The 25,643-nt window shown below is 46.4% G+C and carries 25 protein-coding genes; 13 read left to right on the forward strand and 12 right to left on the reverse strand.

The window, feature by feature from the left end; translation table 11 throughout:
* Window positions 1–389 precede the first annotated feature (389 nt).
* Both DHX103_RS13155 and DHX103_RS13160 read left to right on the forward strand, forming a co-directional pair.
* On the forward strand, window positions 390–2,126 hold the full coding sequence (locus DHX103_RS13155) for an ABC transporter ATP-binding protein (protein ID WP_422122703.1): 1,737 nt from the start codon (window positions 390–392) through the stop codon (window positions 2,124–2,126).
* A gap of 2 nt (window positions 2,127–2,128) precedes the next feature.
* The gene (locus DHX103_RS13160; RefSeq protein WP_422122704.1) at window positions 2,129–3,883 is read left to right on the forward strand and encodes an ABC transporter ATP-binding protein; all 1,755 of its coding nucleotides are present in this window, start codon (window positions 2,129–2,131) and stop codon (window positions 3,881–3,883) included.
* Between the two features lie 119 nt (window positions 3,884–4,002).
* On the opposite strand, the gene DHX103_RS13165 is transcribed toward DHX103_RS13160, so the two are convergent.
* Complete coding sequence (locus DHX103_RS13165; RefSeq protein WP_422122705.1) at window positions 4,003–4,206, reverse strand: YheE family protein; 204 nt, start codon at window positions 4,204–4,206, stop codon at window positions 4,003–4,005.
* Between the two features lie 83 nt (window positions 4,207–4,289).
* Here DHX103_RS13165 and DHX103_RS13170 point away from each other — a divergent pair, with 83 nt between their 5' ends.
* The 3 genes from DHX103_RS13170 to DHX103_RS13180 all read left to right on the forward strand — a co-directional run bounded on the left by DHX103_RS13170 (window position 4,290) and on the right by DHX103_RS13180 (window position 6,679).
* The gene (locus tag DHX103_RS13170) at window positions 4,290–5,438 is read left to right on the forward strand and encodes a DUF445 domain-containing protein (RefSeq protein ID WP_422122706.1); all 1,149 of its coding nucleotides are present in this window, start codon (window positions 4,290–4,292) and stop codon (window positions 5,436–5,438) included.
* Window positions 5,439–5,451: 13 nt separating this feature from the next.
* A complete protein-coding gene (locus tag DHX103_RS13175) occupies window positions 5,452–5,799 on the forward strand; it encodes a YlbF family regulator (protein ID WP_422122707.1) in 348 nt (115 codons plus the stop codon).
* 100 nt (window positions 5,800–5,899) lie between these two features.
* A complete protein-coding gene (locus DHX103_RS13180; protein ID WP_422122708.1) occupies window positions 5,900–6,679 on the forward strand; it encodes an enoyl-CoA hydratase in 780 nt (259 codons plus the stop codon).
* 54 nt (window positions 6,680–6,733) lie between these two features.
* Here the strand turns inward: DHX103_RS13180 and DHX103_RS13185 are convergent, their stop codons facing one another.
* Entirely contained in the window at window positions 6,734–6,919 is a 186-nt protein-coding gene (locus DHX103_RS13185) for a YhzD family protein (protein WP_422122709.1), read from the reverse strand.
* Window positions 6,920–7,052: 133 nt separating this feature from the next.
* Between DHX103_RS13185 and DHX103_RS13190 the strand changes: the two genes are divergently transcribed.
* The 5 genes from DHX103_RS13190 to yhaM all read left to right on the forward strand — a co-directional run bounded on the left by DHX103_RS13190 (window position 7,053) and on the right by yhaM (window position 14,690).
* The gene (locus tag DHX103_RS13190) at window positions 7,053–7,952 is read left to right on the forward strand and encodes an ABC transporter ATP-binding protein (protein ID WP_422122710.1); all 900 of its coding nucleotides are present in this window, start codon (window positions 7,053–7,055) and stop codon (window positions 7,950–7,952) included.
* Complete coding sequence (locus DHX103_RS13195) at window positions 7,945–9,192, forward strand: ABC transporter permease (RefSeq protein WP_422122711.1); 1,248 nt, start codon at window positions 7,945–7,947, stop codon at window positions 9,190–9,192. The genes DHX103_RS13190 and DHX103_RS13195 overlap by 8 nt, the downstream gene beginning before the upstream one ends.
* 503 nt (window positions 9,193–9,695) lie before the next feature.
* Window positions 9,696–10,913, forward strand: a complete 1,218-nt coding sequence (locus tag DHX103_RS13200) for a metallophosphoesterase family protein (protein ID WP_422122712.1) — start codon at window positions 9,696–9,698, stop codon at window positions 10,911–10,913.
* Between the two features lie 4 nt (window positions 10,914–10,917).
* A complete protein-coding gene (locus tag DHX103_RS13205; RefSeq protein WP_422122713.1) occupies window positions 10,918–13,755 on the forward strand; it encodes an AAA family ATPase in 2,838 nt (945 codons plus the stop codon).
* Window positions 13,752–14,690, forward strand: a complete 939-nt coding sequence (gene yhaM / locus DHX103_RS13210) for a 3'-5' exoribonuclease YhaM (RefSeq protein WP_422122714.1) — start codon at window positions 13,752–13,754, stop codon at window positions 14,688–14,690. Before DHX103_RS13205 ends, yhaM begins: the two co-directional genes overlap by 4 nt.
* A gap of 55 nt (window positions 14,691–14,745) precedes the next feature.
* On the opposite strand, the gene DHX103_RS13215 is transcribed toward yhaM, so the two are convergent.
* The 7 genes from DHX103_RS13215 to DHX103_RS13245 form a co-directional block, all read right to left on the reverse strand.
* Window positions 14,746–15,630, reverse strand: coding sequence for a peptidylprolyl isomerase (locus DHX103_RS13215; protein ID WP_422122715.1), 885 nt, complete (start codon window positions 15,628–15,630; stop codon window positions 14,746–14,748).
* Between the two features lie 137 nt (window positions 15,631–15,767).
* A complete protein-coding gene (locus DHX103_RS13220) occupies window positions 15,768–15,953 on the reverse strand; it encodes a hypothetical protein (RefSeq protein WP_422122716.1) in 186 nt (61 codons plus the stop codon).
* A 58-nt stretch (window positions 15,954–16,011) separates the two neighbouring features.
* Window positions 16,012–16,557: a DUF3267 domain-containing protein gene (locus tag DHX103_RS13225; protein WP_422122717.1), complete on the reverse strand. Its 546-nt coding sequence runs from the start codon at window positions 16,555–16,557 to the stop codon at window positions 16,012–16,014.
* A 93-nt stretch (window positions 16,558–16,650) separates the two neighbouring features.
* Window positions 16,651–17,202, reverse strand: a complete 552-nt coding sequence (locus DHX103_RS13230; protein ID WP_422124781.1) for an HTH-type transcriptional regulator Hpr — start codon at window positions 17,200–17,202, stop codon at window positions 16,651–16,653.
* Between the two features lie 162 nt (window positions 17,203–17,364).
* Complete coding sequence (locus DHX103_RS13235) at window positions 17,365–17,811, reverse strand: YtxH domain-containing protein (protein ID WP_422122718.1); 447 nt, start codon at window positions 17,809–17,811, stop codon at window positions 17,365–17,367.
* Between the two features lie 124 nt (window positions 17,812–17,935).
* Window positions 17,936–18,466: a tryptophan transporter gene (locus DHX103_RS13240; RefSeq protein ID WP_422122719.1), complete on the reverse strand. Its 531-nt coding sequence runs from the start codon at window positions 18,464–18,466 to the stop codon at window positions 17,936–17,938.
* A 108-nt stretch (window positions 18,467–18,574) separates the two neighbouring features.
* Window positions 18,575–19,006: an HIT family protein gene (locus tag DHX103_RS13245; RefSeq protein ID WP_422122720.1), complete on the reverse strand. Its 432-nt coding sequence runs from the start codon at window positions 19,004–19,006 to the stop codon at window positions 18,575–18,577.
* 556 nt (window positions 19,007–19,562) lie between these two features.
* Between DHX103_RS13245 and DHX103_RS13250 the strand changes: the two genes are divergently transcribed.
* Both DHX103_RS13250 and DHX103_RS13255 read left to right on the forward strand, forming a co-directional pair.
* Window positions 19,563–20,312 carry an ABC transporter ATP-binding protein gene (locus DHX103_RS13250; protein ID WP_422122721.1) on the forward strand — a complete coding sequence of 250 codons (750 nt, stop codon included), beginning with the start codon at window positions 19,563–19,565 and terminating at the stop codon, window positions 20,310–20,312.
* Window positions 20,296–21,501: an ABC transporter permease gene (locus tag DHX103_RS13255; RefSeq protein WP_422122722.1), complete on the forward strand. Its 1,206-nt coding sequence runs from the start codon at window positions 20,296–20,298 to the stop codon at window positions 21,499–21,501. The genes DHX103_RS13250 and DHX103_RS13255 overlap by 17 nt, the downstream gene beginning before the upstream one ends.
* A 43-nt stretch (window positions 21,502–21,544) precedes the next feature.
* Here the strand turns inward: DHX103_RS13255 and DHX103_RS13260 are convergent, their stop codons facing one another.
* The 3 genes from DHX103_RS13260 to DHX103_RS13270 form a co-directional block, all read right to left on the reverse strand.
* The gene (locus DHX103_RS13260; RefSeq protein WP_422122723.1) at window positions 21,545–22,711 is read right to left on the reverse strand and encodes an amidohydrolase; all 1,167 of its coding nucleotides are present in this window, start codon (window positions 22,709–22,711) and stop codon (window positions 21,545–21,547) included.
* A gap of 117 nt (window positions 22,712–22,828) precedes the next feature.
* Window positions 22,829–23,824 carry a sodium:calcium antiporter gene (locus DHX103_RS13265; RefSeq protein WP_422122724.1) on the reverse strand — a complete coding sequence of 332 codons (996 nt, stop codon included), beginning with the start codon at window positions 23,822–23,824 and terminating at the stop codon, window positions 22,829–22,831.
* Window positions 23,825–23,882: 58 nt separating this feature from the next.
* Window positions 23,883–24,392: an antibiotic biosynthesis monooxygenase family protein gene (locus DHX103_RS13270; RefSeq protein ID WP_422122725.1), complete on the reverse strand. Its 510-nt coding sequence runs from the start codon at window positions 24,390–24,392 to the stop codon at window positions 23,883–23,885.
* A gap of 206 nt (window positions 24,393–24,598) precedes the next feature.
* Here DHX103_RS13270 and hemE point away from each other — a divergent pair, with 206 nt between their 5' ends.
* Window positions 24,599–25,642, forward strand: a complete 1,044-nt coding sequence (gene hemE / locus DHX103_RS13275; RefSeq protein WP_422122726.1) for a uroporphyrinogen decarboxylase — start codon at window positions 24,599–24,601, stop codon at window positions 25,640–25,642.
* The last annotated feature ends 1 nt before the right edge of the window (window position 25,643 follow it).

Consider the following 25,643-nt stretch of genomic DNA (forward strand, 5'->3'; position numbering starts at 1 on the left):
CGCTTGAGCTATCAAATTTGAAGGAATGGAGGTTTTGACGATGAAAAAAGTATTATCAAATGTCCCGCATAATCCCATACTTTCGTCAGGCCATCCTGTTATTTGTCTTTGAATTTACTTCGTGACTAGAAATTTCGGGGGCCGGTCTGACTACCTGTCCTTTTTTCGTGAGCGCATGCCGAGAAAAATCGGCATGCGCTTTTTTTATGTCCAGATTCCTGGATTTCTGCTTTATTCAGCTTCAGCTGTTTAAATAATCGGCACTGGGGAGCAGTTGCCAAATAAAAAATGGAGGAGAATCTAAAATGGAAAAAATCCAACAACCAATAATGATCAAAGAAACGGTGGAAGGCGACCTGCTGAAATCGTAAGGGAAAGAAGGAATTTTTATGTTTGATGTTTTATGGAAATTAAGATGGTTTTTCAAAGAAAACTGGCTGCGTTATACGATGGCCGTCGGATTATTGGTTATTGCCAATATCATCGAAATCATTCCGCCGTGGCTGATTGGTGTTGCCATCGATGCGATTGCGCAAAATGAGCTGACAACCGAATTGCTATGGCAGTATATTATCGTGTTGGCTGTGGCCATGATTCTGGCATATCTCATCAATTTCGTATGGCAGTACCAATTATTCGGCGGTGCCTATGTGATTGAGCGGCAGCTGCGTTCGAGCCTCATGGGCCATTTCCTGAAAATGACGCCGACATTTTTTGAGAAGAACCGTACCGGCGATCTGATGGCGCGGTCAACAAATGACCTGCGGGCGATCTCGGAAACTGCGGGATTCGGCATATTGACGCTGGTCGATTCGACTTTATATATGGGGACCATCATTATCGCGATGGGCTTCCTGGTGTCATGGGAATTGACCCTATTGGCCTTGATTCCGCTGCCGATCCTGGCCATCATTGTCCAGATCCTCGGCCGCAAAATTCATGACCGCTACACGCTTGCGCAGGATGCTTTCGGTGATATGAACGACAGTGTGTTGGAATCGGTTGGCGGTGTGCGCGTAGTGCGTGCTTACGTCCAGGAGCGGTCATCGGAACAGCAATTCGCTGAAATGACAGATGATGTCTACGAAAAGAATATGGCGGTCGAACGGATTGATGCCTTGTTTGCGCCGGTGACCAAAATTCTGACGGCGGTCAGTTATATGATCGGTCTCGGCTACGGTGCCCTGTTGGTGGCGGACGGCGTAATGACGCTCGGCGATCTCGTGGCGTTCAATGTCTATCTCGGCATGATCGTCTGGCCGATGTTTGCAATCGGTGAATTGATCAATATTCTTCAGCGCGGCAATGCCTCACTGGACCGGGTCAATGAAACCCTTGATTACGAAGAAGATGTTGTGGATCCTGTGAAGCCCTTCTTTGCTGAGAAACCGGAAAACATCGGCTTCCGTGATTTCAGTTTCACGTATCCGACTTCCAGCACGATAAACCTGCAGGGCATCAATTTATCGATGAACAGCGGGCAGACACTGGGGATTGTCGGGAAAACGGGCAGCGGCAAGACGACTTTCGTTAAGCAATTGATGAGAGAATATCCGGCTGGCCAAGGATCGATCATGTTGAATGGCATCGAGCTTACGGACCTGACGAAAGATCAGCTGCGTGGCTGGATCGGCTATGTGCCACAGGATCACGTCTTGTTTTCACGGACGATTCGTGCCAATATCCTGTTCGGAAAATCAGATGCGACGGAAGAAGATATCGCAGAGGCGATCCGTCTGTCTCACTTTACAAAAGATCTGGAAATGCTGCCGAGCGGCCTCGATACGCTGGTTGGCGAAAAAGGGGTCGCATTATCAGGCGGCCAAAAACAGCGAATCTCGATTGCGAGAGCGTTGATCAAAAACCCTGAGATTCTGATTCTTGATGATTCCCTGTCGGCAGTCGATGCCAAGACTGAAGCGCGGATCATTGAAAATATCCAGAGGGAACGTTCCGGAAAAACGACAATCATCACCACTCACCGCCTGTCAGCAGTGCAGCATGCGGATTGGATTGTCGTATTGGATGACGGAGTCGTCATTGAAGAAGGAACACATGACGATTTGCTGAAGAAAAATGGATGGTATAACGAACAATTCCTCCGCCAGCAGATTGAGGAGGTGTAAGAATGACTACAGGAAAACGTTTATTAAATTATGCTTTAAATTTTAAGAGTGTGCTGATTGTCGGGCTTGTCTTTCTGGCCATAGCCGTCGCCGCCGATCTTGCGACGCCGCTGATTGCAAAGGAAATAATCGATAATCACATACCAGCTTCCGGTGAAGCGATTGATTTTGAACCGATCGCCTACCTGTTGGGGTTATTCTTTGTACTCGGAATTGTTACGGCAATATTCCGCTACCTGCAATATATTTTATTGCAAAGAGGCGCCAATAAGATCATACGGAAGATGCGCAACGATGTTTTCGAACACGTACAAAGGTTGCCGATCCGCTATTTCGACAATCTGCCGGCGGGCAAGGTGGTTGCCCGAATTACCAACGACACCGAAGCGATCCGTGAATTATTTGTTACGGTGCTGTCGCAGTTTGCGACCAGCTTCATGTACATGGCCGGCATTTACGCTGCGCTGTTCTATCTGGATTGGCGTATGGCGCTGATTACATTCGTGATTGTGCCGCTGTTATATGTCTGGATGCTTGTCTACCGGAAATATGCGGCGAAATACAATCATGTGGTACGTGAAAAAGTCAGTGACATGAATGCGATGATCAATGAATCGATTCAAGGCATGACGATCATCCAGGCTTTCCGCCGCGAGAAACAAATGAAAGAAGAATTCGAAACGATGAACAATGTGCATTTCAAATTTCAGCAGAAATTGCTGGTTTTGGAAGCAGCAGCATCCCATAATATGGTGGGCATTTTACGCTCATTGGTGTTCATCGCTTTCATCTGGTATTTCGGTGGAGCCTCAATGACCGGCAGTACGGTTGTAACCGTTGGTGTGCTTTATGCATTCGTCGATTACATCATCCGCCTTTTCAATCCGATCAGCGGCATCGTCAACCAGTTCGCAAAACTCGAACAGGCGCTGGTGGCTGCAGAGCGCGTCTTCCGGCTGCTCGACCGCAGCGGAGAGGATGTCAGTGATGAGAAAATCGCGAGATACAGAGGCAATGTGCGATTTGAGGACGTCTGGTTTGCTTATAAGGAAGAAGAATATGTGCTGAAAGATTTGACTTTCGAGGCGAAACAAGGGGAGACGGTAGCGCTGGTCGGCCATACCGGCTCCGGGAAAAGTTCCATCATGAATCTGCTGTTCCGATTCTATGATGTATCCAAAGGCAGCATCACGATCGATGGCATCAATATCAACGATATGTCGAGGCAATCGGTCCGTGAGCATATGGGCATCGTATTGCAGGACCCGTACTTATTCTCCGGAACGATCGAATCGAACATCACATTGGGCGATAAACGCATCAGCCGCGAACGCGCCATCCGAGCGCTGGAAGAAGTGGGCGGCGAACGGGTGTTGAAACATTTGCCGAACGGCATTGATGAACCCGTTGTCGAAAAAGGCAGCACATTGTCTTCGGGGCAACGCCAATTGGTGTCGTTTGCGCGGGCATTGGCTTTTGATCCGGCGATCCTCATACTGGACGAAGCTACATCGAATATCGATACCGAAACGGAAGAAATTATCCAGCATGCGATGGAAGTGTTGAAAAAAGGAAGAACGACTTTCATCATTGCACACCGGTTATCGACCATCAAAAATGCCGACCGCATCCTGGTGCTTGACCGCGGTGAAATTGCCGAAGCCGGTTCGCACGAAGAATTGATGAAACTCGGCGGCACGTATTACCAGATGTACCAGATCCAATCAGGAATGTCTTCTGCCCAGCATATCGGGTAAGGGGGCGTTCCCTTTTTTTATTATCGGGATTATTCAAAATGCTATTACTATTAAATTCACAAGTCTTTACTTTATAATGAAGGGACCGATAAGAAAAAGCGCTGGAACCTTCCAGCGCTTTAATCGTATACATGATAGAGCATAAGCTCGTGAATCATCTCTTTAACTGCCTCTTCATCTTCAGGCTGTTTATTGCCCCAGGTGATTGTGCCATCGGGATGGTATTCGCCTGTGATTCGTTCATTGCGGTAAAAGAATGAAATATTCCAGCCCGGAAGCTGGCGGTTTTCAAACATCGGTGTAAATTTAAAATGCTGCAGCATACAGATCCTCCTTTGCCTAGTGCTTCCATTATAAAGGCACGAGACAGGATTGACAAAGAAGTAAAAAGAAATGAGTGACGAAATTGAATATTATCCTAACATTGATTTTTATGGCATTCATCGGGGCTTTAATCGGTGGCGTCACTAACCACATTGCCATCAAAATGTTATTTTGGCCGTATGAACCAAAATATATCGGCAAATTCCGCATTCCATTTACTCCCGGATTAATCCCGAAACGTCGGGATGAGCTGTCTACGCAGCTCGGAAAAACGGTGGTGGAACATCTATTGACACCGGCGACGTTCAAGAAACGCTTTTTCAATGAAGAAATGCGTGTCAAAACCGAAAAATGGATCCAGCGTCAATTGGCCAAGCATATTTTTGAATCACCAAAAACCTTTAAAAATTGGCTCGATGCCGCCGGCCAGAAAAATGTAGAAGTGAAAATTGAACGTAAAATTGACTTGCTTGTCGAAAGGCAATACGATTCGCTGTTGTCCTATATCGACGGCAAGACGGTCCGGGAACTGATGCCCGACTCCTGGAAAGATGAAGCCGAAGTGAAAATGATCCAGTCGGTGAAATACGCCACTGACCGTGGCTCGGATTATTTTGAATCGATGGAAGGCCGTCGTGCCATCAAAACTTTGCTCGATGAATTCTTGGCTTCACGGGGCCGCTTCGGCAATATGCTGCATTCGCTGCTCGGTGAATCGCGGCCGCTGGTTGACCGGATTCAGCCTGAAATCATCAAATTCCTGAATTCCCCTAAAACTTTCGAGTTGCTGGTTTCAATCGCTTACGCGGAATGGGATAAATTGCAGGATCGCCGCGCTGATGCACTGCTAAGCGAATTTGACTTTGATCCGGCGCTTGAGGCGGTTAAGCAATATGTCCGCGAAACAGCCAATATTGAAGGCCGTTTGAACGGGACACTTGCACAGTCCTGGCCGGGAGGGTTAGAATGGACAAGTAAAAACTTTACTCCGGTTGTCACCGATTTCATTTTCGAGCAAGCGGAGCAAAAATTGGAAGAGACCGTACACAAGATCAACATCGAAGGTATGGTGAAAGAGCAAGTGGATTCTCTGCCGCTGAGCCGCCTGGAAGAATTGGTTCTGGGGATTTCACGGAGAGAATTCAAAATGATCACGGTGCTGGGCGCATTCATCGGGGGAGCCGTTGGTATTCTCCAGGGAGTGCTGGTCACAGTGCTGAATATATTGTAGAGGAGAATGGATTATGACAGTAAACATTTATGACGACATCAACAAATTGGAAGGTACATTCCGTTCAACAGAGGAATTCCAGAAACTTGAGACGGCTGTAGAAACAGTGAAAGCAGACAGCGAAGCAAATGAATTGTTCAAGAGTTTCCGCGACCTGCAAATCACGCTTCAGCAAAAACAACAGCAAGGTGAAGAAATTTCTGAAGAAGAAATGATGGGCGCTCAAACAACTGCTCAAGCAGCTCAGCAAAACGAAAAAATTCTTGCAATGCTTGAAGCCGAAATGGGCCTTAGCCAAATGATCGAAGAAGTTAACCGCGTTCTGATTAAACCGGTTCAATCATTATACGAAAGCATGTAAGTATAATTCTTCTCTCAACAAAATAGAGGGATTTGGAAAAAGACACCGAATAAGTAAAGATGAATGACAATTCATTTTTACGAAAGGGTGTCTTTTTCCTATGTATGAAACGATTCAATTTGAAAAACAGGGCCGCATTGGCCATGTTGTATTAAACCGTCCAAATTCCATGAACGCAATGAACGGGCAGATGATGAAGGAGTTGGCGGATTGCTTCGAGTCGCTGCAAACTGAGAATTCTCTCCATGTGGTGAAAATTTACGGCGAAGGCCGCGCATTTTCTGCCGGGGGCGATATCAAAGAAATGATGGACCCGGACAATCCGATGGATATCGAGCTGGTCATGCAAGATGTGAGCCGTTTGGCGAAAGCCCTTTATACGCTGCCTCAAATCACGATTGCCGTAATCCACGGGGCATCGGCGGGTCTTGGCTTCAGTATGGCTTTGGCGTGTGACCACGTCATTGCGGAAGAAAACAGCAAATTGGCGATGAACTTCATCGGCATCGGATTGGTTCCGGATGGCGGTGGCCACTTCTTCATGAAAGAACGTGTCGGTGTGCCGAAAGCCAAAGAAATTATCTGGGCCGGCCAAACCTTGAAAGCTCATGACGCTCTGGCCAAAGGGCTGATCGAAGAAGTGACTGCGGAAGGCAAAGCCATGGAACAGGCTGATGTGTACGCCAATGAGGTATTGGCTTCGCCGGTGCTGTCGCGGTTGGCGTCAAAAAATATTCTCCATACGCTGAAGCTGGGTGAGCTTGATAAAGTGCTCGAAATGGAAGCGTCCGCTCAATCAGCCATGCGCAAAACGAAAGACCATCTGGAAGGCATCCAGGCTTTTGTTGGAAAACGTAAGCCGGAGTTTATAGGACAATAAGAAAAGCAAAAAAGGTGTCTCGCGAAAATGCGGGACACCTTTTTTAAATGAAATTTATGCATGGAATAGGAGCAGCTTTCCAGCGGGTGAAGCCAGCCGATGCGTTTGGTCTTCCAATCCTTTTTCTTTCAAAATTTCCTCGCCTTTTGCTTTTGCCTGGTCATCATTTTCAGCAGTGAAAGTTTCATCCGCAATCATTTTTCCGGTCTTTTCAAAAGCTGTTAATTTATAAGTTCTCATAATGGATCAATCCTTTCTGAATCACTATTCAGTTTCAGTATAAAGGGTTTTATTCCAAATGTCCTGCAATAGTTTGAAACATTTCAGAACACTGCCCGTATAATTACTATACATATATTAAGGAGGATTTCAAATGGCCTTATCCGTTGAAAACGCAACAAAAAAATTCGGCGACTTTACGGCAGTCGACAATTTGTCATTGAGAGTCGAAGAAGGGCAGATGCACGGGTTTCTGGGAGCTAACGGTGCCGGTAAGACGACAACATTCCGGATGATCCTTGGATTGCTCGATCCCACGCACGGTAAAGTTAGCTGGAACGGCCAACCGATCAACTACCAGACAAGTCCGATCATCGGCTATTTGCCGGAAGAGCGCGGATTGTATCCGAAGATGAAAGTGGAAGACCAATTGATTTACCTGGCGCAGCTTCGGAAGATGTCAAAAGAAGATGCCAAAAGAGAAACTGCTGCCTGGCTTGAACGCTTTGAAGTTCCACATTACGCCGGCAAAAAAGTGGAAGAATTATCTAAAGGGAACCAGCAGAAAATCCAATTGATCGCTTCATTGGTACATAAACCGTCTTTGATCATTTTAGATGAACCTTTCTCAGGACTTGACCCGGTGAATGTCGGCATGTTGAAAAGTGCTATTTTGGACATTCAGAAACAAGGTGCAACCATCGTTTTTTCAAGTCACCGTATGGATCATGTCGAAGAATTATGTGACGATATGAGCATTCTGGACCAAGGAAAAGTGGTGGTTGGGGGCTCTATCCGTGAAGTGAAACGGAATTTCGGCAAACAGAATGTACGCTTGAAAATGGATCAGGATTTAGGCAGCCTCCGCCAACTGTCGGGTGTTGAAAAGTATACGGAGACAATCGACGGTGCCATGCTGCAGATTGCCGACGAATCAATAGCGCAACTGATACTGGCAGAAGCCATGAAATTGGGACAGCTTCGCCACTATTCCATTGAAGAACCATCACTCGAAGAAATCTTCATCGCAAAGGTGGGCAAAGCGTATGCATAGTTTTTGGATTATCTTCAAACAGGCATTCATGACAAAAGCACGGACGAAATCGTTCATCATCACCACAATCATTGTTGCGGCCGCATTTTTCCTGCTGGCGAACCTGCCGAATATCATTGCATCATTTGACGGCGACGAGGAAGGGCGAGTTCTTCATGTCATCGACGACAGTGGTGAATTGCTGCCGCAATTGCAGACGCAGCTCACGCAGTCCGACAGTGATATTCAGGCGATGCCCACCGACCTGTCCGAAGAAGAATTACAGCAGGGCATAACAGAAGGCACCATCGAATCCTATCTGGTGCTTGAAGAACAAGGAAGATTGTCTGCACGCTATGTCTCAGAATCTGCCAACGAAATGGGAGCAGGGTCCGCCGTCGAAAACGCTGTTCAGGCGATTCAGACGGCGATGACGGCTGAGCAGCTGGGCCTCAGCGGTGCGGAAGTCGGAGAATTATTTATGCCAGCTGACTTCGAACGGCAAGCTGTTTCATCCACTTCCAAAACAGAAGAAGAACTGAGCCAAGCAAGAGGACTGGTCTACGTTCTCATTCTGCTCATCTACGTGGCGGTGATCTACTATCCGAATATGATCGCGATGGAAGTGGCCAATGAAAAATCTTCCCGCGTGATGGAAATTTTGATTTCCAGTGTGTCCCCGGTCAAGCATATGTTTGCGAAGATTGCGGGAATCGGCACACTCGGAATTGTGCAGATGATGATTTTTGGGATCGCCGGTTATTTCGCATTCCAAACATCCGGTTCGAATATGGCGGAAGGATTTTTCAGCGTCATGGGCTTCTCGGATATTAAAGTCAGCACGTTCCTGTTCGCCATTCTATTTTTCCTGCTGGGCTATTTCCTGTATGCCGTGCTCGCGGCATTGCTCGGTTCATTAGTCAGCCGCACGGAAGACGTGCAACAATTGATGCTGCCGATGATGTTCCTGATCATCATTTCATCGTTCATCGCATTTTCAGGAATCGGTATGCCGGAAGCGAGTTATGTGACCATTTCATCTTACATCCCGTTCTTTGCGCCGCTCGTCATGTTCCTGCGCGTCGGGATGCTCGACATACCACTGTGGGAGCCTCTATTGTCGATTGCTATCATGCTCGCGACAATCGGTGTGCTCGGCTGGTTCGGCGCCCGCGTATACCGCGGCGGCGTGCTGATGTATGGCTCTTCCCAATCGTTGAAGGATATCGGTAAAGCGATTCATTTAGGCAATAAAAAATAGACTACTTTGGAATTGGTTTAATTACCCTGAGTAACCGATATTCCGCAAAACAGCTTCGCTTGCCTGGGGGCTCGCGCTGAGCTAACTCGGTCTCGTTTCACTTCGCCCGAGTGGATCTCAGCACTTCGCTTGGTCCCCATGGCGTCTTCGCTGTTTTGCTCCATATCTCTAGAGAGTTCTCTCAGCGCCGGCGCGCTCCAGGAGCAGGCGAATGCCGACGGAGCAATAAGACGAGTGATCTTCTCGGCTTATTGCGGGAGCCAAGGTGTGGCAAACGAAGATGGCACCTCCTTTGCGACGAGCTTGCGCAGGAGCATAATCTCTGCCCTTGTCCAAAGCGCCGAGGCGTTTAATTAATATTAAATATTGTATTCAACCTACTATATAAAATTAGAGAAAATCAAATGGACTGTTTGCGGAGAGATTTCCGCAAACAGTTTTTTTTATGGGGGCGGCATGGTAAAATTAGAACAAATATTCGCTTTCAGGGAAGAGGTTAAAAGATGGCGCCGATACGTTTCATTCACACAGCAGATTTGCATTTGGGAAGCCCGTTCACCGGCATTTCCGGCTTGGCATCCGCACAGCGGAAAGGGTTTGCCGATACCGTTTACCAGGCGTTTGACACATTGATTGATTATGCAGTTCGGGAAGCACCGGATTTTATGTTGATTGCGGGAGATATCTATGACGGTGAAGACCGGACGCTGCGCGCGCAATACAAATTCCAGCAGGGAATGGAGCGGCTCCATCTTGCCGGAATTCCCGTAATCATCAGCCACGGCAACCATGACCATCTCGGAGGCAGCTGGAGCCGTTTTGATTTGCCCGACAACGTCCACGTCTTTGATGACAAAGTTACAAGCCACAGCTTCATCGTTTCCGGAAAAACGGTGACAGTGACAGGTTTCAGTTACGGGGAGCGCCATGTAAAAGAAGCGAGGATCAATGAGTTTCCCACAACCCAAGATGCGTCTGCGTATCATATCGGGATGCTGCACGGCAGTATGGACGGTGATTCCAGCCATGCCGTTTATGCTCCGTTTAAAAAGGAACAGCTGCTCAGCAAGAATTATCATTATTGGGCACTCGGCCATATTCATCTGCGCCAGATCCTGCATAACGATCCTTACATCGTGTATCCGGGCAATATTCAAGGGAGGCACCGCAAAGAAACGGGTCCAAAAGGATTCTACGATGTGCGTTTGGAAGGTGCCGAGACGCACATGGAATTTATTCGCAGCTCAGCTGTGTGCTTTGATGTACTCGACGTTTCCTGCAAAGGCATCATGCACATGAATGAATTGATTGACGCCTGTGTGGAAGCGGTGGCACAGTACACCGCTGAAAATGACGCGGTCATGGCGGTTCTCCATTTAATGGACCTCGATGAACAGTCATCCGAACTTCTGGCCGATGTTCCCGAAGATGCGTTATTGGAAGCCATTCAGGAAGCGGTTGAATCGAGTTCGGCGGAAGCCTGGATCAGCGGCATCGTCCAGGAAGACGTTTACAGCGAAACACGTGTATCAGCGATCGGAGAGAAAATCTCCAGTCAAATGACCGAATGGCATCAAACCGATTGGAAAACGGTGCTGAAAGATCTTTATCAGCATCCAAAAGCAAGCCGGTATCTCGATCCCCTGACAGACGACACCATTGCAGAAATAGCAGCAGAAGCAATCCCGAAAATCCATAAAGCCATGAGAGGAGGTGAATAGGCGGATGCGCATTGAAAAATTGACTATTTACGGCTTCGGCAAGCATGAAAATCTGGATATCAATCTCAATGAAGAATTAACGGTTTTCTTTGGCAATAATGAAGCAGGAAAGACGACCATCCAGCAATTCATCATTCAAATCCTTTTCGGGTTCCCTTCGCGGAATCATTCCGGCAGCCGTTACGAACCAAAAGCCGGAGGGAAATATGGCGGCCAACTTCACATGGTGGATGAGCAATACGGAAAATTGGTTGTTGAGCGGGTGAAAGGAAAAGCGGCGGGCGATGTAATCGTTTATTTCGCGGATGGCACCCGCGGAGCAGAACTGGAATTGAAAAAAATTCTGCGCGATTATGACCGCGCATCGTTTGAGGCGATTTTTTCATTTTCCATCCATGAATTACAGGGCCTCGACAAGATGACGGAAGAGCAATTGAGCCGCACCTTGCTTGCTTCGGGAACTACCGGCGTCGATGCAATCACCCAATTGGAGACAGAACTTGAAAAGGATATGGCAAGCCTGTTCAAAAAAGGCGGGCGCAATCCGCAACTGAATGGGCTGATCGAAGAATTGAGGAATGACGAAAACGAATTAAGAGGGTTCAGGGAAGAGGCAGATCTGTATGGGCCGTTTCTTGCCCAGCTTGACGAAGTAAAGAGGAAAATCGACGAAATGGCAGAGCGGGAAGAGGCGATTTCGAAATCGCTGTCAGCAGCAGGCAAACTGCAACAGGCTGCACCCTTGCTGCAAAAGAGGAACCGACTGGAAGAACAACTGAATCGCATTGCCGTCGATTCCTTTCCGGCTGACGGCAGCCGCCGCATGGATAAATTGACGGAGCGGATTTCAGAGGCGGCCGCCAAAACGAAGCATTTGGACCGTGAGCTGGCGGCTTTGCCCGACATAGTGGAAATTGAGGATTCCGGGGACGGGTTACGGGAATTGCTCGAAAAGGAAACGGACTGGCACCGGTTCCAATCGAACTACCGTGACCTTGAAGATGAAGCAGAGGAGTTGGAAGAAGACCTTGTTCGGCACCTGGGCCTGATTGGCATGGGAATGGATGATGCTCTGGCATTCGATGTTTCATTGGTCAATGAAGAAAAACTGTTAAACTTGGCCGAGACCGCAAACAAAGAAGAGGAAAATGGACGCTTCCGTGACCGCGAACTGCAGGATGAAAAGAACAAGCTGATCCAAGCCGAAAAAGAGATGTCTTATCTTGAAAGCGCAGCGCCAACGGAAGAACAGCTGGATACTGCGGCAAAGTGGCCTGAAGTCTCCGTCAAACTTGCGGAAGCGAAAGCATTGCAGCGAATAGGTGCTGACACCGGGAATCAGCTGCTGTCCTATATACTGATTGCGCTTGGCGCTGCAGGTATGCTGGCGGGCTTGCTGCGCGGCGATACACTGATAACGGTTCTGGCGGTGGCAGCGGCTTGCACAGGAGCTTGGATGCTGTGGAAAGCACGCAGCAAAACGAGTTCGTTTGAAGATATGGACGATGTCATCGGACGGTTTGCCGGACGGGAAACTGAAATGGAGGCGCTTCAGCAGAAAGTGGCTGAGCATAACCGCAAAGTTGAAGAGACGCTCAGCATGATCTCCAGAACCGATAAAAGAATCGAAGAACTGGAAACTGAAGTGGCCCAGAAACCTGCGCAAATAGAATTTGACGCATATCTCCAGCACATGGGCCTCGCCACATCAGCGAGCAAGTCAACCGTCATTGAATTATTCAAGACAATCCGAAAAGTGCAGGAAACCCGAGCCAAGCTGAAAAGAACCGAAGAATCTCTGAAACAAGCGAAGGAAGAAGAAACCGAGTGGCTGACCAAAACGTCAGCTGTCATCGGCCATTATGTACAACCGGCAGAGCTGTATTCAGTTCTTCGGTCTACTGAGAAAAAATTGCATGAGCTTAACGAGCAAAATAATAAAATAGCTGACAAAAGACAAACCTTCACCACCGATAAGCAACAGCAAGCCAGTCTTTTGAAAGAGATGGAAGCTGAGCAGCAAACATTGCTTGAGGAAAGTGGCACGGCGAATGTCGAAGAGTTCTATCAATGCCATCTGGATTGGCTGCGCAAAAAAGAACTAGAGCAGGAAATGGAACTTGTTGCGGGCCAATTGGCTGCGATCGGTGGCAGTGCAGAGATAGAGGAACAGCCCGACTATTCAGCGGAAACGCACATACAGGATTTGGAGAACGAACTTTTCCATTTGAGAAGAGAACGAAATGAGCTGATCGATGAAAAGGCGGAACTGCAGCAGCGCGTAACGCATCTGCTTACTGATGAAGCCTACGAAATCAAGCTTCAGAATTTTGAAGTGAAAAAGGCTGAATTCAATGAACTGGCACAGCGCTGGTCGGTCAATAAAGCGATCATTGAAGCGATCCGCAGCACTATGGCTGACTTGAAAGAGAAATCGCTGCCCGCGGTTCTCGCGAAAGCATGCGACTTGTTTCAGCGTCTGACAGGCGGTACTTACACGGCCATGGAAATTCATCCGGATGGCCATTTTGAGGCGATCAGAACCGACGGTACACGATTCCGCATCGCCGAATTGAGCCAGGCAACAAAAGAACAGGCATATTTGGCGCTGCGGCTCAGTCTGGCAGTGTCGATGCAGAAGAGCCATCCATTCCCGATCATCATGGATGATCCGTTTGTCCATTTTGATCGCCTGCGGCTGCAGCAAGTGATAGACTTGATAACAGAGCTGCAAAGGGATCATCAGTTCATTTATTTCACCTGCCACGAAGAAATGTGCGAGGCCTGGCCTGCAGCACAAGTGATTGACGTGGCCAACACTGGAAGGAGTGTGTATTTATGAAAAAAGGCATTACCCAACGAGCAGTTGGAGAAACAATAGATGAATTTCTGCTGATCAAACAATCGGTAAAAGGGGTCACCACTACCGGCAATCCTTTTATGTCACTGGTTCTGCAGGATAAAAGCGGAGACATCGAAGCGAAGTTATGGGATACAAAAGATGAGCACGAGAAATTATTTGCAGCGGAAACCATTGTCCGCGTGGGTGGGGAAATCCATAATTACCGCGGCAAAAACCAATTGCGCATCAAGAGCATCCGACAAGCAAAACCCGAAGAAAACCAGTCAATCGGAGATTTGCTGCCGGCTTCCGAAAAAAGTACGGAAGAATTGTCAGAAGAAATTATGCAGTATTTATTTGAAATGGAAAATCCGCAAATCCAGCGGATCACCCGCCATATTCTTAAAAAACATCAACAAACGATTTTGACGTTTCCTGCGGCCACACGCAATCACCATGATTATGTATCCGGTCTGGCAGATCATGTCGTTTCAATGCTCCGTTTGGGAAAAGCAATGCTCGGAATTTATCCAAGCTTGAATAAGGACCTGCTGTATGCAGGAATTATTCTGCACGATGTTGGAAAAGTGTTTGAGTTGTCCGGTCCGATTGCAACAACCTATACAGTGGAAGGCAACCTGTTGGGACATATTTCGATGATGGTCACAGAAATTTCCAAAACAGCGGATGAACTCGAAATTGAAGGGGAGGAAGTCTTGCTTCTTCAGCATATGGTCCTGTCTCATCACGGCAAAGAAGAATGGGGCAGCCCCAAGCGGCCGATGATCAGAGAAGCGGAGATGCTTCATTATATTGACAACATCGATGCGAAAATGACGATGCTTGACCGTGCGCTTGAAAAAACAAAGCCCGGCGAATTTTCCGAAAGGCTCTTCCCATTGGAAAATCGTTCCTTCTACAATCCGAAAATCTAAAACAAAACCCCCATTTCAAAAAGAAATGGGGGTTTTGTTTTAGAAATATTCACTTTTACTCTTCTGCAGGAGCTCCTGCGTTCATGATTTCATCCAACGCGCCTTCAAGCTCTTCATCCTCAATCTCAACATTGGCTTCTTCCAACAATGCTGCAATCTTCGGAAGCAATGTAGACGGATCCGCATTTTGCGTAATCAGTTCATTGCGGATGTCTTCTTCCTGGCCTTCAAGTGGCTCAGCGTCTTCAATTTCACGTTTGTCCGCCACTTTAATGATGTGGAAACCAAATTGTGATTGGACTGGCTCGCTGATTTCATCGGGTTCTAAAGCAAAAGCAGCTTGTTCGAATTCAGGTACCATAGCCCCGAGTGCGAACCAGCCAAGATCTCCGCCTTCAGAAGCAGAACCATCGCTGGAATATTCCTGTGCCATTTCAGCGAAATCAGCACCTTCATCCAATTCTGCTTTCACTGTTGCCGCAGTTTCTGCATCTGCAACCAGTATATGGCTTGCGTTAATTTCTGTAGTTTGGCGTTCATATTCTGCCTGGATTTCTTCGTCAGTCACTTCGACTCCGTCAGACAAAGCTTTTTCCTGCAATAAATTCAAACGAACCACTTTTTCATAGCTTTCTTCAGTCTGATTATTTTGTGCAAGGAATTGCTCGTAGTCTCCACCGAGATCTTCTTTTGAACTTTCAATTTCGGCTTGGACTTCTTCATCAGTTACTTCGTATTCTTCAGAAAGGACTTTCTCAATCATCAGAATCTGGATCGCCTGTCCGCCGATTGACGTTTTCATTTCGTTATACAGATCCTCTTTTGTAATATCCCCGATATCTGAAGATACAATTACCGTGCTGTCTGCATTGTCATCGCTGCAAGCTGCCAATGCCAGTACAGATGCCGCTAATGTGAATGTTAATACTGATTTTTTCATAGTTTCCGCTCCTATCTTACATTCTGGTTGCCGTTGTTACTATACCATAAACGTTTAAAAATTAAAAAAGTTTCTTCCAAATAAAATCCTTTTTTAAATTTGGACAAAAAAAGCTACCTGCCAACAGGCAAGTAGACTTATGGGCTAAATTCAACGCCTACATAAAGTGATACTAATAGAATCGTAATCAATATATTAATGGTGCGGAATATTTTTTCGTGATTTTCTTCTGGAATTTCCCGTGATGTCACCAATGCCAAAGTCATTCGATTGATTTGGAACAGGTAAAACACTGAGAACATAACGACTAATGCAACAATCATCAATTTCCCCCCTCTGCCTTATGCTCAAGTATAACAAATCCGGAGGGAAAATACAGGATTAACCCATTACCTCTGGAACCAGTATTTGAAAACCGCTATCTGTTTCTTCAATCAGCGCATCTTTTGGTGTGCGAAGCATGTGGCGGACATAGACCAAATCCGTCAGACAGAGGCTGCAATGATACGCAAGCAGGATGGCGAAATAATGGCTATAGGCAGGGAATAGGACACTCAGCAATAGGATTGCGGAGTTTATCAAAACGAATGGTGCAAGCAAAGCAAGAAGGAATCTGGTCTTAGCCACGGGCTCCTGGACGTGCAGGGACATCCCCGGAAACATGCCCAGCTGTTTCCGCAAGATAAACTTGAGGCATTTCCTGTTGCCGATCAACGGCAGAAAATGGAATACTTTATGAAGCGGATAAACTGCCAATATCGCCAAGACGAAATACAGGAAATAGCGATCGGACAGAGGTGCTGTATAGATGAAGGTTAAGGAAATATAAAATATCGTAAAAACACCCATCCCGGCCAATGCTGCAAACGTGTAAAGACGATTCGAGCCATATTCTTTTTTTACATTTATCGTTTTCCAGCAATGCATAAAAGTATCCCCCACATGACCGTATTCTCTGATGAGTCGATACAAACATTACAACGATTCTTCGACAAATGCAACCCTATTTACAACAATATTTCAGACGGCGTTTTCATTTTTTTCGACGGCCTCGACAATATGATTTTCTTCATTGAATTTAGTTTCAATGTTTTTGAAGGAAGCTTCAAAAATTTCCATAAAATCATCCCCGTAAATACTGCGGATGACTGCCATGACATCAAGGAATTCAGGGAATTTTCCATACAGCTCGCGCAGTTTCATAGAACCGTCAATGACAGAATGCGGCGTCTCATGATAGCGCTCGATCATTTCCTGCATCAGGTCCTGTCCTTTCTCCGAGAGTTCGATATACGTGTTCCGTTTGTCAGTATCACGCTTTGAGAAAGATAGAAGTTCCCGTTCTTCGAGCTTTTTGGAAAAGTTAAAGGCGGTGGAAACGTGCATAACCCCGAATTTCGCCACATCTGAAATAGATGCGCCTTTTAAATGATACGCAATCCACAAAATGTGGTGCTCGTTAATGTTCAAATCATAAGGTTTGATCCACAATTGCCAATCTTTTTCGACCGCTTTCCATAAAGCTTTTGATAATTGTCCAATACGCTGGCTAAACATCATTGCTTCTTTCATCGTATATTCGCGTTCGACCACAAAAGCACCTACTTCCCATATTTTGAGATTTTCTTAATTATAGCAATAAAGTAAAGTGAATTAAAGTCCGAATAGTAAAAAAACTCAATAAAAAAACTGCCAAATGGCAGTTTTTTTATTGCTTTTCAGTTGTGAACGCTTTTATTGTGAAACTTTTCTATCATCTTCGGATGAATAATCCTCAGTTTTTTGGTTTTTCACGTACTTTTTATCGTCTGATTCATCATCTTTGTTATCTTTGCTGATGGATTTTTGCAATTCTTCGATTGCATTCTGAATGGCCATGATTTCCAGCTGAAGATGTTCTTTAGCGGGAGCCGTGCCTTCCTGCCATTCAGCCATGGATTGCTTTAATCCCTCCATCGCTGCAGGTACTTGAGTTTTCGCTTCAATTTTTAAAGTGTTTACAGATTCTTTTAATTTATTGACCTGTTCTTTGACATCTGCCAATTTTTCCTTCCAGTCGGTGGAAGCCGTTTTGACTGAAGTTCGAAGGTCTTCACCGGATTGTGGTGTGGAAAATAATGTGGCAGCTGCTCCGGCAGCCAAACCTGTCGCAAGTCCTATAAAGAAATTCGATGCTTTCATAAATGATGCGCCCCTTTCGTCCTATAAAGGTCTTTTCCTCTATTTAACTTAATTAAAACATAAAACTGAACAGCTGTTCAAAGAAAAAAAGCTTTTCAGCAAATAATATGCTGAAAAGCTTTTGTTAAATCGCCGGGGTAACGGCGGTTTGGAAATTGGATCGCTTCACCAATTTAACCACAATCGGATAAATCAGGGCGAATGCGATACCGTTGAAAATTGTTGCCGGCAATACAACTGTCGTGAATAACAGAGAAAACGGGATTTCTGCGCCGATTACGAAAATTGCGGCTGACAGAAAAATCGAGCCCGACAGAATTGTACCGCCTGCAACTAATGCAATAGCGACCGGCAATTTTGCTGCCATTTTCTTCAACACATAGACAAACGCCAAAAAGACGAAAGCCGTAATAAATTTATCAATGATATTCGGGAAAAATCCTCCGGGGAATGTTGAAAACAATCCCGAAATTACACCCGTTGTAACTGCCAGTAAAAATGTGGATTTAACATTTGGGAAAAGCAGGATACCGACAAACATCATCGTCAGCATAAAGTCTGGCTTTATACCGCCGTTAATTCCTGGGATGACCACATATAATGCCGCCCCAACGCTGACCAGCAGCGCCATTAGTACAAGATTTTTCGTATTCATTTCTCATCTCTCCTCAGCTCAATGCTATATTTTAAGCTCCTCCCGGCGTGTCCTCTTGACCGCAAGCGAAAAACTTATTTCTGATTCTATCTGTTCTTAGGAAGTAAATCAAGCGTTGGTGGCCAATTTAGTTTTTACTTCTTCAGCCAATTCCTGAATTCGCTCAGTCGTAAATTCTTTTTCCTTGGTCAGCCATTTCGCTCCAAAGCCATCCGACTCGCCGTAGCGGGGGATGAAATGCAGATGGAAATGAAAAACGCTTTGTCCGGCTTTGGCTCCATTATTATTGAGCAGGTTGAGGCCTTCCGGATTGAAAGTCTCTTTGATTGCGGAGGCGATTTTCGGAGCAACGCTGAAAAGCTGCGCGGCTTCATCACCTTGCAGGTCGTAAACTGATTCGCGATGCGTTTTCGGGATGAGCAGGGTATGCCCTTTAGACAAAGGCATAATGTCCATGAAGGCGAAAACATGTTCATCTTCATAAATTTTCACACTGGGAATTTCACCTGAAATGATTTTGCAGAAAATGCAATTCGTCATATACAACACCCTTTCCATTTTCTTCAGTCTACCATATTTCATTTCGTGGAAAAGAAATCGCCCGCAGATTTTGATACAATGGCTATATCATGTTGAGCTAATAAATTTTGGTAGCCGATATTCCGCAAAACAGCTTCGAAGACATTAGCCGACGCTTGCGAGGCTATGTCTTTGCGACGAAGCAGCGCAGCGATGCAGGAGCACGGTTTTTATATTTTGCTAAGTTAGTGTACCAACCGAGTGAATCTTGCACTTCGTCGGCATTCGCCTGCTCCCCATGGCGTCTTCGCTATTTTGCTCCATATCTTAGAGATATTTCCACCAAAGTTAATCACCCAGCAAAGGTGCGGCTCCGGAGCAGTCGAATGCCGTCGAAGCAATAAGTCGAGTGGTCTTCTCGGCTTATTGTGGAAGCTATGGTCGCCAAACGTAGATGGCGCAACTTTGCGACTAACTGTGCGCAGGAGCATAATCTTTGCCCTGTCCAAAGACCTGAAGCGTTAGATATACGTTTATTATTTAATTCAACTTACATAGTAAGAAAGAGGTGTTGGAATTGGCTGTTTTGGAAGTGGAATCGTTAACAGGGGGATATACCCGGAAACCGGTATTGAAAGATGTCAGTTTTACAATCGGCAAAGGGGAACTTGTGGGTCTGATCGGCTTGAACGGCGCCGGCAAAAGTACCACCATCAAACACATTATTGGCATCATGCAAGCAAAATCCGGCACCATCAAACTGAATGGAAAAAGTTTTCAGGAAGATATGGATGCTTATCGTACTTCGTTTTCCTATATTCCGGAAACACCGGTGCTTTATGAGGAATTGACATTAAGGGAGCATCTTGAACTGACGGCTATGGCGTACGGGCTTGATCAGGATACATTTGAGAAACGGTCTGCCGAATTATTGAAAGAGTTCCGAATGGAAAAGAGGCTGCGGTGGTTTCCGTCCCATTTTTCAAAAGGGATGCGCCAAAAAGTGATGATCATGAGCGCGTTTCTCGTGAATCCGGCATTGTATATTATTGATGAGCCATTTGTCGGACTCGATCCGCTCGGCATCAAATCGTTATTGGACCAAATGGAAGAGCAGAAAAGGAAGGGGGCATCGGTTCTGATGTCCACGCATATCCTGGCGACTGCGGAAAAATACTGCGACCGGATTATCCTGCTGCATAACGGCCGGGTGCGTGCGATCGGCACAATGGATGACCTTCGAATGGAATTCGGCATGCCCGACGCTACGCTGGATGACCTTTACATCGCGATGACCGAGGATGATGACAATGAAGAACTTGCATGATGTCTGGTCAAAACGGCTTCAGAGTTACACCCTTGAAGTGCAGAATTATTTAAAATATATTTTCACGGGGCACATTGCCGTAGTGCTGTTGTTTGCTCTTGGCGCAGCTGGCTATGCTTATAGCGACTGGGTGCAGAACGTTCCGCAAGATTTTCCGGCGGCATGGCTCTTAGCTCTGATTTTCGGTGTGATGCTCGCCTATAGTCCGCCATCGACATTATTGAAAGAAGCGGATATGGTCTATTTTCTGCCGCTCGAAAGCAAGCTGGATCAGTTTTTGAAACCGGCACTCCGGTGGTCTTTCCTCTCGCAGCTCTATTTGCCGATCATCGCTTTTATCGTTTCCTTGCCGATGGTCAACGCCATTTACGGGTTGCAAACGTACTACCTGATCGGTTTCCCTTTACTCCTGCTGATTATCAAATGGTGGAATATCCAGATGGAGTTTTCTTTCAGGAAAGCTTGGAGCGGCAATAAAGCCTGGTTGGACCGCTTCGCCCGCTTCGGTTTTACGGGGGCTTTTACATATTTTTATGTGGATAATATGGTTTTATTGGCCGCAATATTCCTGTTGGCAATGATTGTTTACGGCAGATGGAGCCAAAACCGGGCAGCGGGCCTGCCTTTTCCGTATGAACATTTTGTGCGATTGGAAGAAAATCGCATGCTTCGCTTTTACCAGTTTGCCAATTATTTCACGGACGTTCCGCAGATCAAAGGGAAGATCAAACCGCGGAGATGGCTCAATTGGGTCTATAAAATTATTGGAAAACAGCCGAAAGATGCCCATTATTACCTGGTGTGGCGGACGTTTATCCGCTCCGATGAATTATTTTACCTGTGGGTTCGGCTGACGCTGCTGACGATGGCGGGTGCCTGGCTGATTCCTTTTCCGGTTGCCGCTGCCGTTTTTGCAGGGGCTCTCGCGTTCGCTACAGCCATTCAGTTATGGCAAGGCTTGAACCAGACCCAGCATTTCCGGATGGACAATCTTTTTCCGTTGTCTGATTTCACAAGGGAGCAGGCGGTTTGGAAACTTATCGCCATTTTGCAGCTGATCCAAGCCCTGATGGCCGCCGTTGTCCTGCTGTTTAAAGAGGCTTATGGCATTGCTGGTATCGTTTTTATCCTCATTCTGATTGTGTCAGTGGCCACGATCGTTTTTGCGAAAAATAAAAAACAGAAATAAAAAATGCCGCTTCCTGAGTGTTCAGGAAACGGCATTTTTGCATTTATTTGTGGGCATTTACCGCTGCACTGCCAAGCGTTTTGGCGGCAAGGAGCATTGCTTTTTCTTTGAAGTCGAATTTTGGATGGTGGTGCGGATAAACTTCACCGTCCGGCATGGCGCCAGTCAGGAAAAAAGTTCCGGGCACCTGTTCAAGGTAATAGGCAAAATCCTCTCCGATCATTAGCGGAGGGGCGTTATACAATTTTTCGACGCCGGGCACCTGTTCAGCAATTTCTTTTAAGTACAAAGTTTCTTTTTCGTGATTGACGAGGGGAGGGTAGCCACGGTTATAAGTGAATTCAAAAGTGCAGCCTGCTGCAAGGCAATTGCCGCTGATGACGCGTTCCATTTCCTGTTCCATCAGATCTCTGATGTCTTCATTGAATGTGCGGATTGTTCCTTTTAAAACGGCCTGGTCGGCGATGATATTAAACGGATTTTCAGCGACAAAAGAACCAACAGATAACACGGCGGATTCCAGCGGATCAACACGGCGCGAAACCAATTGCTGAAGGTTCATCACGATTTGAGAACCCAGCACGATGGCATCTTTTGTATTGTGGGGCATGGCCCCGTGGCCGCCGCGTCCCTGAATCTTCAAAGTGAAACTGTCGGCAGCGGCAATAATCGGACCGACGCGGTAGTCGATCTGGCCGAGCGGCGTCATCGACCATAAATGCGTACCGAAAATTTTATCGACCCCGTCGAGTGCGCCTTCTTTGATCATCGCTTTTGCGCCGCCAGGAACCAACTCTTCGGCATGCTGATGAATCAACACATAAGTTCCTTCCAGTTCGTTTCTCAAGCTGTGAAGCACTTTGCCCAGCACGAGAAGTGTGGCGGTATGGCCATCATGGCCGCAAGCGTGCATGACATTTGGATTTTGGGATTTATAAGGGACATCTTTCTGGTCCTGAATCGGCAGCGCATCGAAATCAGCACGCAACGCAATCGTTTTTCCGAGTTTCGCCCCGCGGATTGTCGCAATGACCCCCTTGCCACCGACTTTATGCCGCACTTCCACACCCAATTGTTCATAATAATGCCGGATGTAATGGGCAGTTTTTACTTCATTGAATGAAACTTCGGGATGCATATGCAGGTGTCTGCGAATATCCACCATCTCAGGGTAAGCCGTATCAAGTTCCGCGTATAATTTCTCAATCACCAATAAAATACCTCCTCGAGAATATGTATTATTCAGTAAATAATAACACAAAAATTCTGCAATAAAAAAAAGAGAGCGAAGTTCGCTCTCTTTCAATATCCAGACTCCGCTTTTCTCTTAATACGTAAAGTTCATATAAGACGCTGCGAAGTAGATGATCACAATGATGAGTGATGGCAATGCATAGGTCATGACGGATGCACTGTTTTTTCTGATCTGTGAATACAACGCCAATAGGGACATGATCAGGACGCTGGTTGCGATGATCATCGTTGCACCCGGTGTTGCGGCGGCAATTAGATTGCCGTCTCTGTAAACTGGGTCAGATAGAGCGAGAATAATCATATTGAAGATATTCGATCCAAGGATCGCGCCGACAGCCATATTGACGTTATTGAGGCGCAATGCCACAAATACAGCAATCGCTTCCGGCAGTGAAGTTGCAGCGGCAATCAGGAAACTGCCGATAAAACTGGAACCGATGCCGGTAATGATGGCAATCTGATCACCCGTGATAGATAAGGCAGTACCGGCGCCGAGAATGACAAGCGCCGCAATGATGAAGCGGACAATCGCACCTTTTGGTGACAGGGTTGCACTCGGATTGTCCGGCTCTTCTTCTTCGGCTGCCGCTTCTGCTTCAGGATCGAGTGAAGGCAATTTATTGATGACAACCATACCGATGATATAAGTTGCTGCGATAATCAGGGCGTCAAGGCCGACACCAAGAATCTGTGTATCAATTCGCAGCCAAAGTGCCATTATGACCAATACAGTTAATAGGATACCCAACAGGGCAGTATAAATATTATTTCGTGAAGCGCGGTCCAAAATACGGCGCTTACGCAGCAGGAAATCAAACCCTGCCAAAATGAATAAATTGAAAAGATTGGACCCGACCATGTTTCCGACTGCAATATCGGCGTTGCCGATTGCTGCTGCCGAGAAACTGGTGGAAACTTCCGGCAGGGATGTTGCCCCGGCCAATAGCAAGGTACCGACCATCATGCCACCCATTGCTGTTTTTTCACTGATGACATCCGCGTACTCCGATAATTTGATCGAAGCATAAACGGTGATGATGCCGGCGATTAAAAAATAAACAAAAACCACTCCATTTTCCTCCTGTTCTAATTATGTACTGCGCCCCGCTGTAAGCGGAGCTTGTTGATCATTCATCTTCTGGTTTCGCTTGATAAGTAGTGACATACGAAGATCCCGAGAAAATATTGACCGGTTTCGACGGCGGTGCACCTTCCGGTTTGGAATGCGCTTTAGAGAAAGCCTGTGATTCTTTCCATTTTTCGAAATAGACAGGCGATTCCCACTCAGTCAATACAACATAAGTGTCGGAATCGAGTGGACGCAGGACGCGGAAAGCGACATAGCCCGGTTCACTTTCAATTGCACCTGCTCGGTTTTTGAAGCGATGTTCAAAAATCGGGCGTCCCTCTTCGGTGACAGGAATATTATTGAAAACAAAAAATCCTTTTTCTTTGAATTCCCCTGTCCCATCCACCACTTCATAGCGCCGCGGTGTCTGGAAAATGCTTTTGCCTTCTGTTTCATGCAAGATCAATGTCGTGTTTTCTCCCTGCATGACCACCATATTTTCTTGGGGATGCTTGTCTCGCATATTTTTCATATACTCATAAGTTCCCGTTGTCATGAATAGATTCATTATAATCCCTCCTATATATATTTACAGTATAACTTTCCCTGAATAAAATAACAGCAAACTTCTTTGTCGAACTGGTGAAGTCAGAAGGGTCTAATTTATGACATTTGTTTGTACAATCTATACAATGGAAAACAGAGCGTCTATAGTATATACGGATATAGGAACGATATGCAGTGGATGATACATTTGGAAGGGATGTTTTTTTAATGGCTTTTAACGATACTTACCTGAAGGCAACAAGAGGAGAAAAAACGGATCATGTGCCTGTTTGGTTTATGAGGCAGGCCGGCCGTTCTCAGCCGGAATACCGCAAGATCAAAGAAAAATACTCACTGGAAGAGATTACACATCAGCCGGAGCTCTGTGCTTATGTGACAAAATTGCCGGTCGACCAATACAATGTCGATGCTGCGATTCTCTATAAAGATATTGTAACGCCGCTGCCGGCAATCGGCGTGGACGTTAAAATCAAATCCGGAATCGGTCCGGTCATCGACAATCCGATCCGCACAATGTCAGATATCAGCCGGCTTGGCGAGATCAATCCTGAACAGGATGTCGACTATGTGTTGAATACAATCAAATTATTGACGGAAGAGCAATTGAATGTGCCACTGATCGGTTTCTCAGGCGCACCGTTCACACTTGCCAGCTATATGATCGAAGGCGGACCGTCGAAAAGTTATAACAAAACGAAGGCGATGATGGTTTCCCAGCCCGAAATGTGGTTTGCCCTGATGGATAAATTGGCCGACACGATCATTCCGTATGTGAAAGCCCAAATCAAAGCGGGAGCCAAAGCGATTCAAATTTTCGACTCATGGGTCGGCGCATTGAATGTGGAAGATTACCGCATATTCATCAAACCGGTCATGGACCGCATCTTCAGTGAATTGCGTACAGAAGGTGTACCTCTTACAATTTTTGGTGTAGGTGCAACGCATCTGGCAAACGAATGGCACGACTTGCCGGTTGACGTAGTGGGCCTTGATTGGCGCCTGCCGATTTCGGAAGCGCGTCAAAGAGGGCTGACGAAACCGTTGATGGGGAATTTCGATCCTGCTTATTTGCTGGCTGACTGGCCGGTCATTGAAGCACGCGCGAAAAATATCCTTGATATGGGCATGCAGGACGATGGTTATATCTTCAACCTGGGTCACGGGGTATTCCCGGAAGTGAACCCGGACACATTAAAACGCCTGACAGCATTCGTGCATGAATACAGTGCGGCTTACAAATCTCAAAAATAAT

The sequence above is a fragment of the Planococcus daihaiensis genome (genome assembly GCF_049262615.1).
Taxonomy (GTDB): Bacteria; Bacillota; Bacilli; order Bacillales_A; family Planococcaceae; genus Planococcus.

Bases quoted from the DNA above. Each gene is read 5' to 3' on its own strand.
- DHX103_RS13155 (WP_422122703.1), top strand. From the start codon at position 390: ATGTTTGATGTTTTATGGAAATTAAGATGGTTTTTCAAAGAAAACTGG.
- DHX103_RS13160 (WP_422122704.1), top strand. From the start codon at position 2,129: ATGACTACAGGAAAACGTTTATTAAATTATGCTTTAAATTTTAAGAGT.
- DHX103_RS13165 (WP_422122705.1), bottom strand. From the start codon at position 4,206: ATGCTGCAGCATTTTAAATTTACACCGATGTTTGAAAACCGCCAGCTT.
- DHX103_RS13175 (WP_422122707.1), top strand. From the start codon at position 5,452: ATGACAGTAAACATTTATGACGACATCAACAAATTGGAAGGTACATTC.
- DHX103_RS13180 (WP_422122708.1), top strand. From the start codon at position 5,900: ATGTATGAAACGATTCAATTTGAAAAACAGGGCCGCATTGGCCATGTT.
- DHX103_RS13185 (WP_422122709.1), bottom strand. From the start codon at position 6,919: ATGAGAACTTATAAATTAACAGCTTTTGAAAAGACCGGAAAAATGATT.
- DHX103_RS13190 (WP_422122710.1), top strand. From the start codon at position 7,053: ATGGCCTTATCCGTTGAAAACGCAACAAAAAAATTCGGCGACTTTACG.
- DHX103_RS13195 (WP_422122711.1), top strand. From the start codon at position 7,945: ATGCATAGTTTTTGGATTATCTTCAAACAGGCATTCATGACAAAAGCA.
- DHX103_RS13200 (WP_422122712.1), top strand. From the start codon at position 9,696: ATGGCGCCGATACGTTTCATTCACACAGCAGATTTGCATTTGGGAAGC.
- DHX103_RS13205 (WP_422122713.1), top strand. From the start codon at position 10,918: ATGCGCATTGAAAAATTGACTATTTACGGCTTCGGCAAGCATGAAAAT.
- yhaM (WP_422122714.1), top strand. From the start codon at position 13,752: ATGAAAAAAGGCATTACCCAACGAGCAGTTGGAGAAACAATAGATGAA.
- DHX103_RS13215 (WP_422122715.1), bottom strand. From the start codon at position 15,630: ATGAAAAAATCAGTATTAACATTCACATTAGCGGCATCTGTACTGGCA.
- DHX103_RS13220 (WP_422122716.1), bottom strand. From the start codon at position 15,953: ATGATTGTTGCATTAGTCGTTATGTTCTCAGTGTTTTACCTGTTCCAA.
- DHX103_RS13225 (WP_422122717.1), bottom strand. From the start codon at position 16,557: ATGCATTGCTGGAAAACGATAAATGTAAAAAAAGAATATGGCTCGAAT.
- DHX103_RS13230 (WP_422124781.1), bottom strand. From the start codon at position 17,202: ATGAAAGAAGCAATGATGTTTAGCCAGCGTATTGGACAATTATCAAAA.
- DHX103_RS13235 (WP_422122718.1), bottom strand. From the start codon at position 17,811: ATGAAAGCATCGAATTTCTTTATAGGACTTGCGACAGGTTTGGCTGCC.
- DHX103_RS13240 (WP_422122719.1), bottom strand. From the start codon at position 18,466: ATGAATACGAAAAATCTTGTACTAATGGCGCTGCTGGTCAGCGTTGGG.
- DHX103_RS13245 (WP_422122720.1), bottom strand. From the start codon at position 19,006: ATGACGAATTGCATTTTCTGCAAAATCATTTCAGGTGAAATTCCCAGT.
- DHX103_RS13255 (WP_422122722.1), top strand. From the start codon at position 20,296: ATGAAGAACTTGCATGATGTCTGGTCAAAACGGCTTCAGAGTTACACC.
- DHX103_RS13270 (WP_422122725.1), bottom strand. From the start codon at position 24,392: ATGAATCTATTCATGACAACGGGAACTTATGAGTATATGAAAAATATG.
- hemE (WP_422122726.1), top strand. From the start codon at position 24,599: ATGGCTTTTAACGATACTTACCTGAAGGCAACAAGAGGAGAAAAAACG.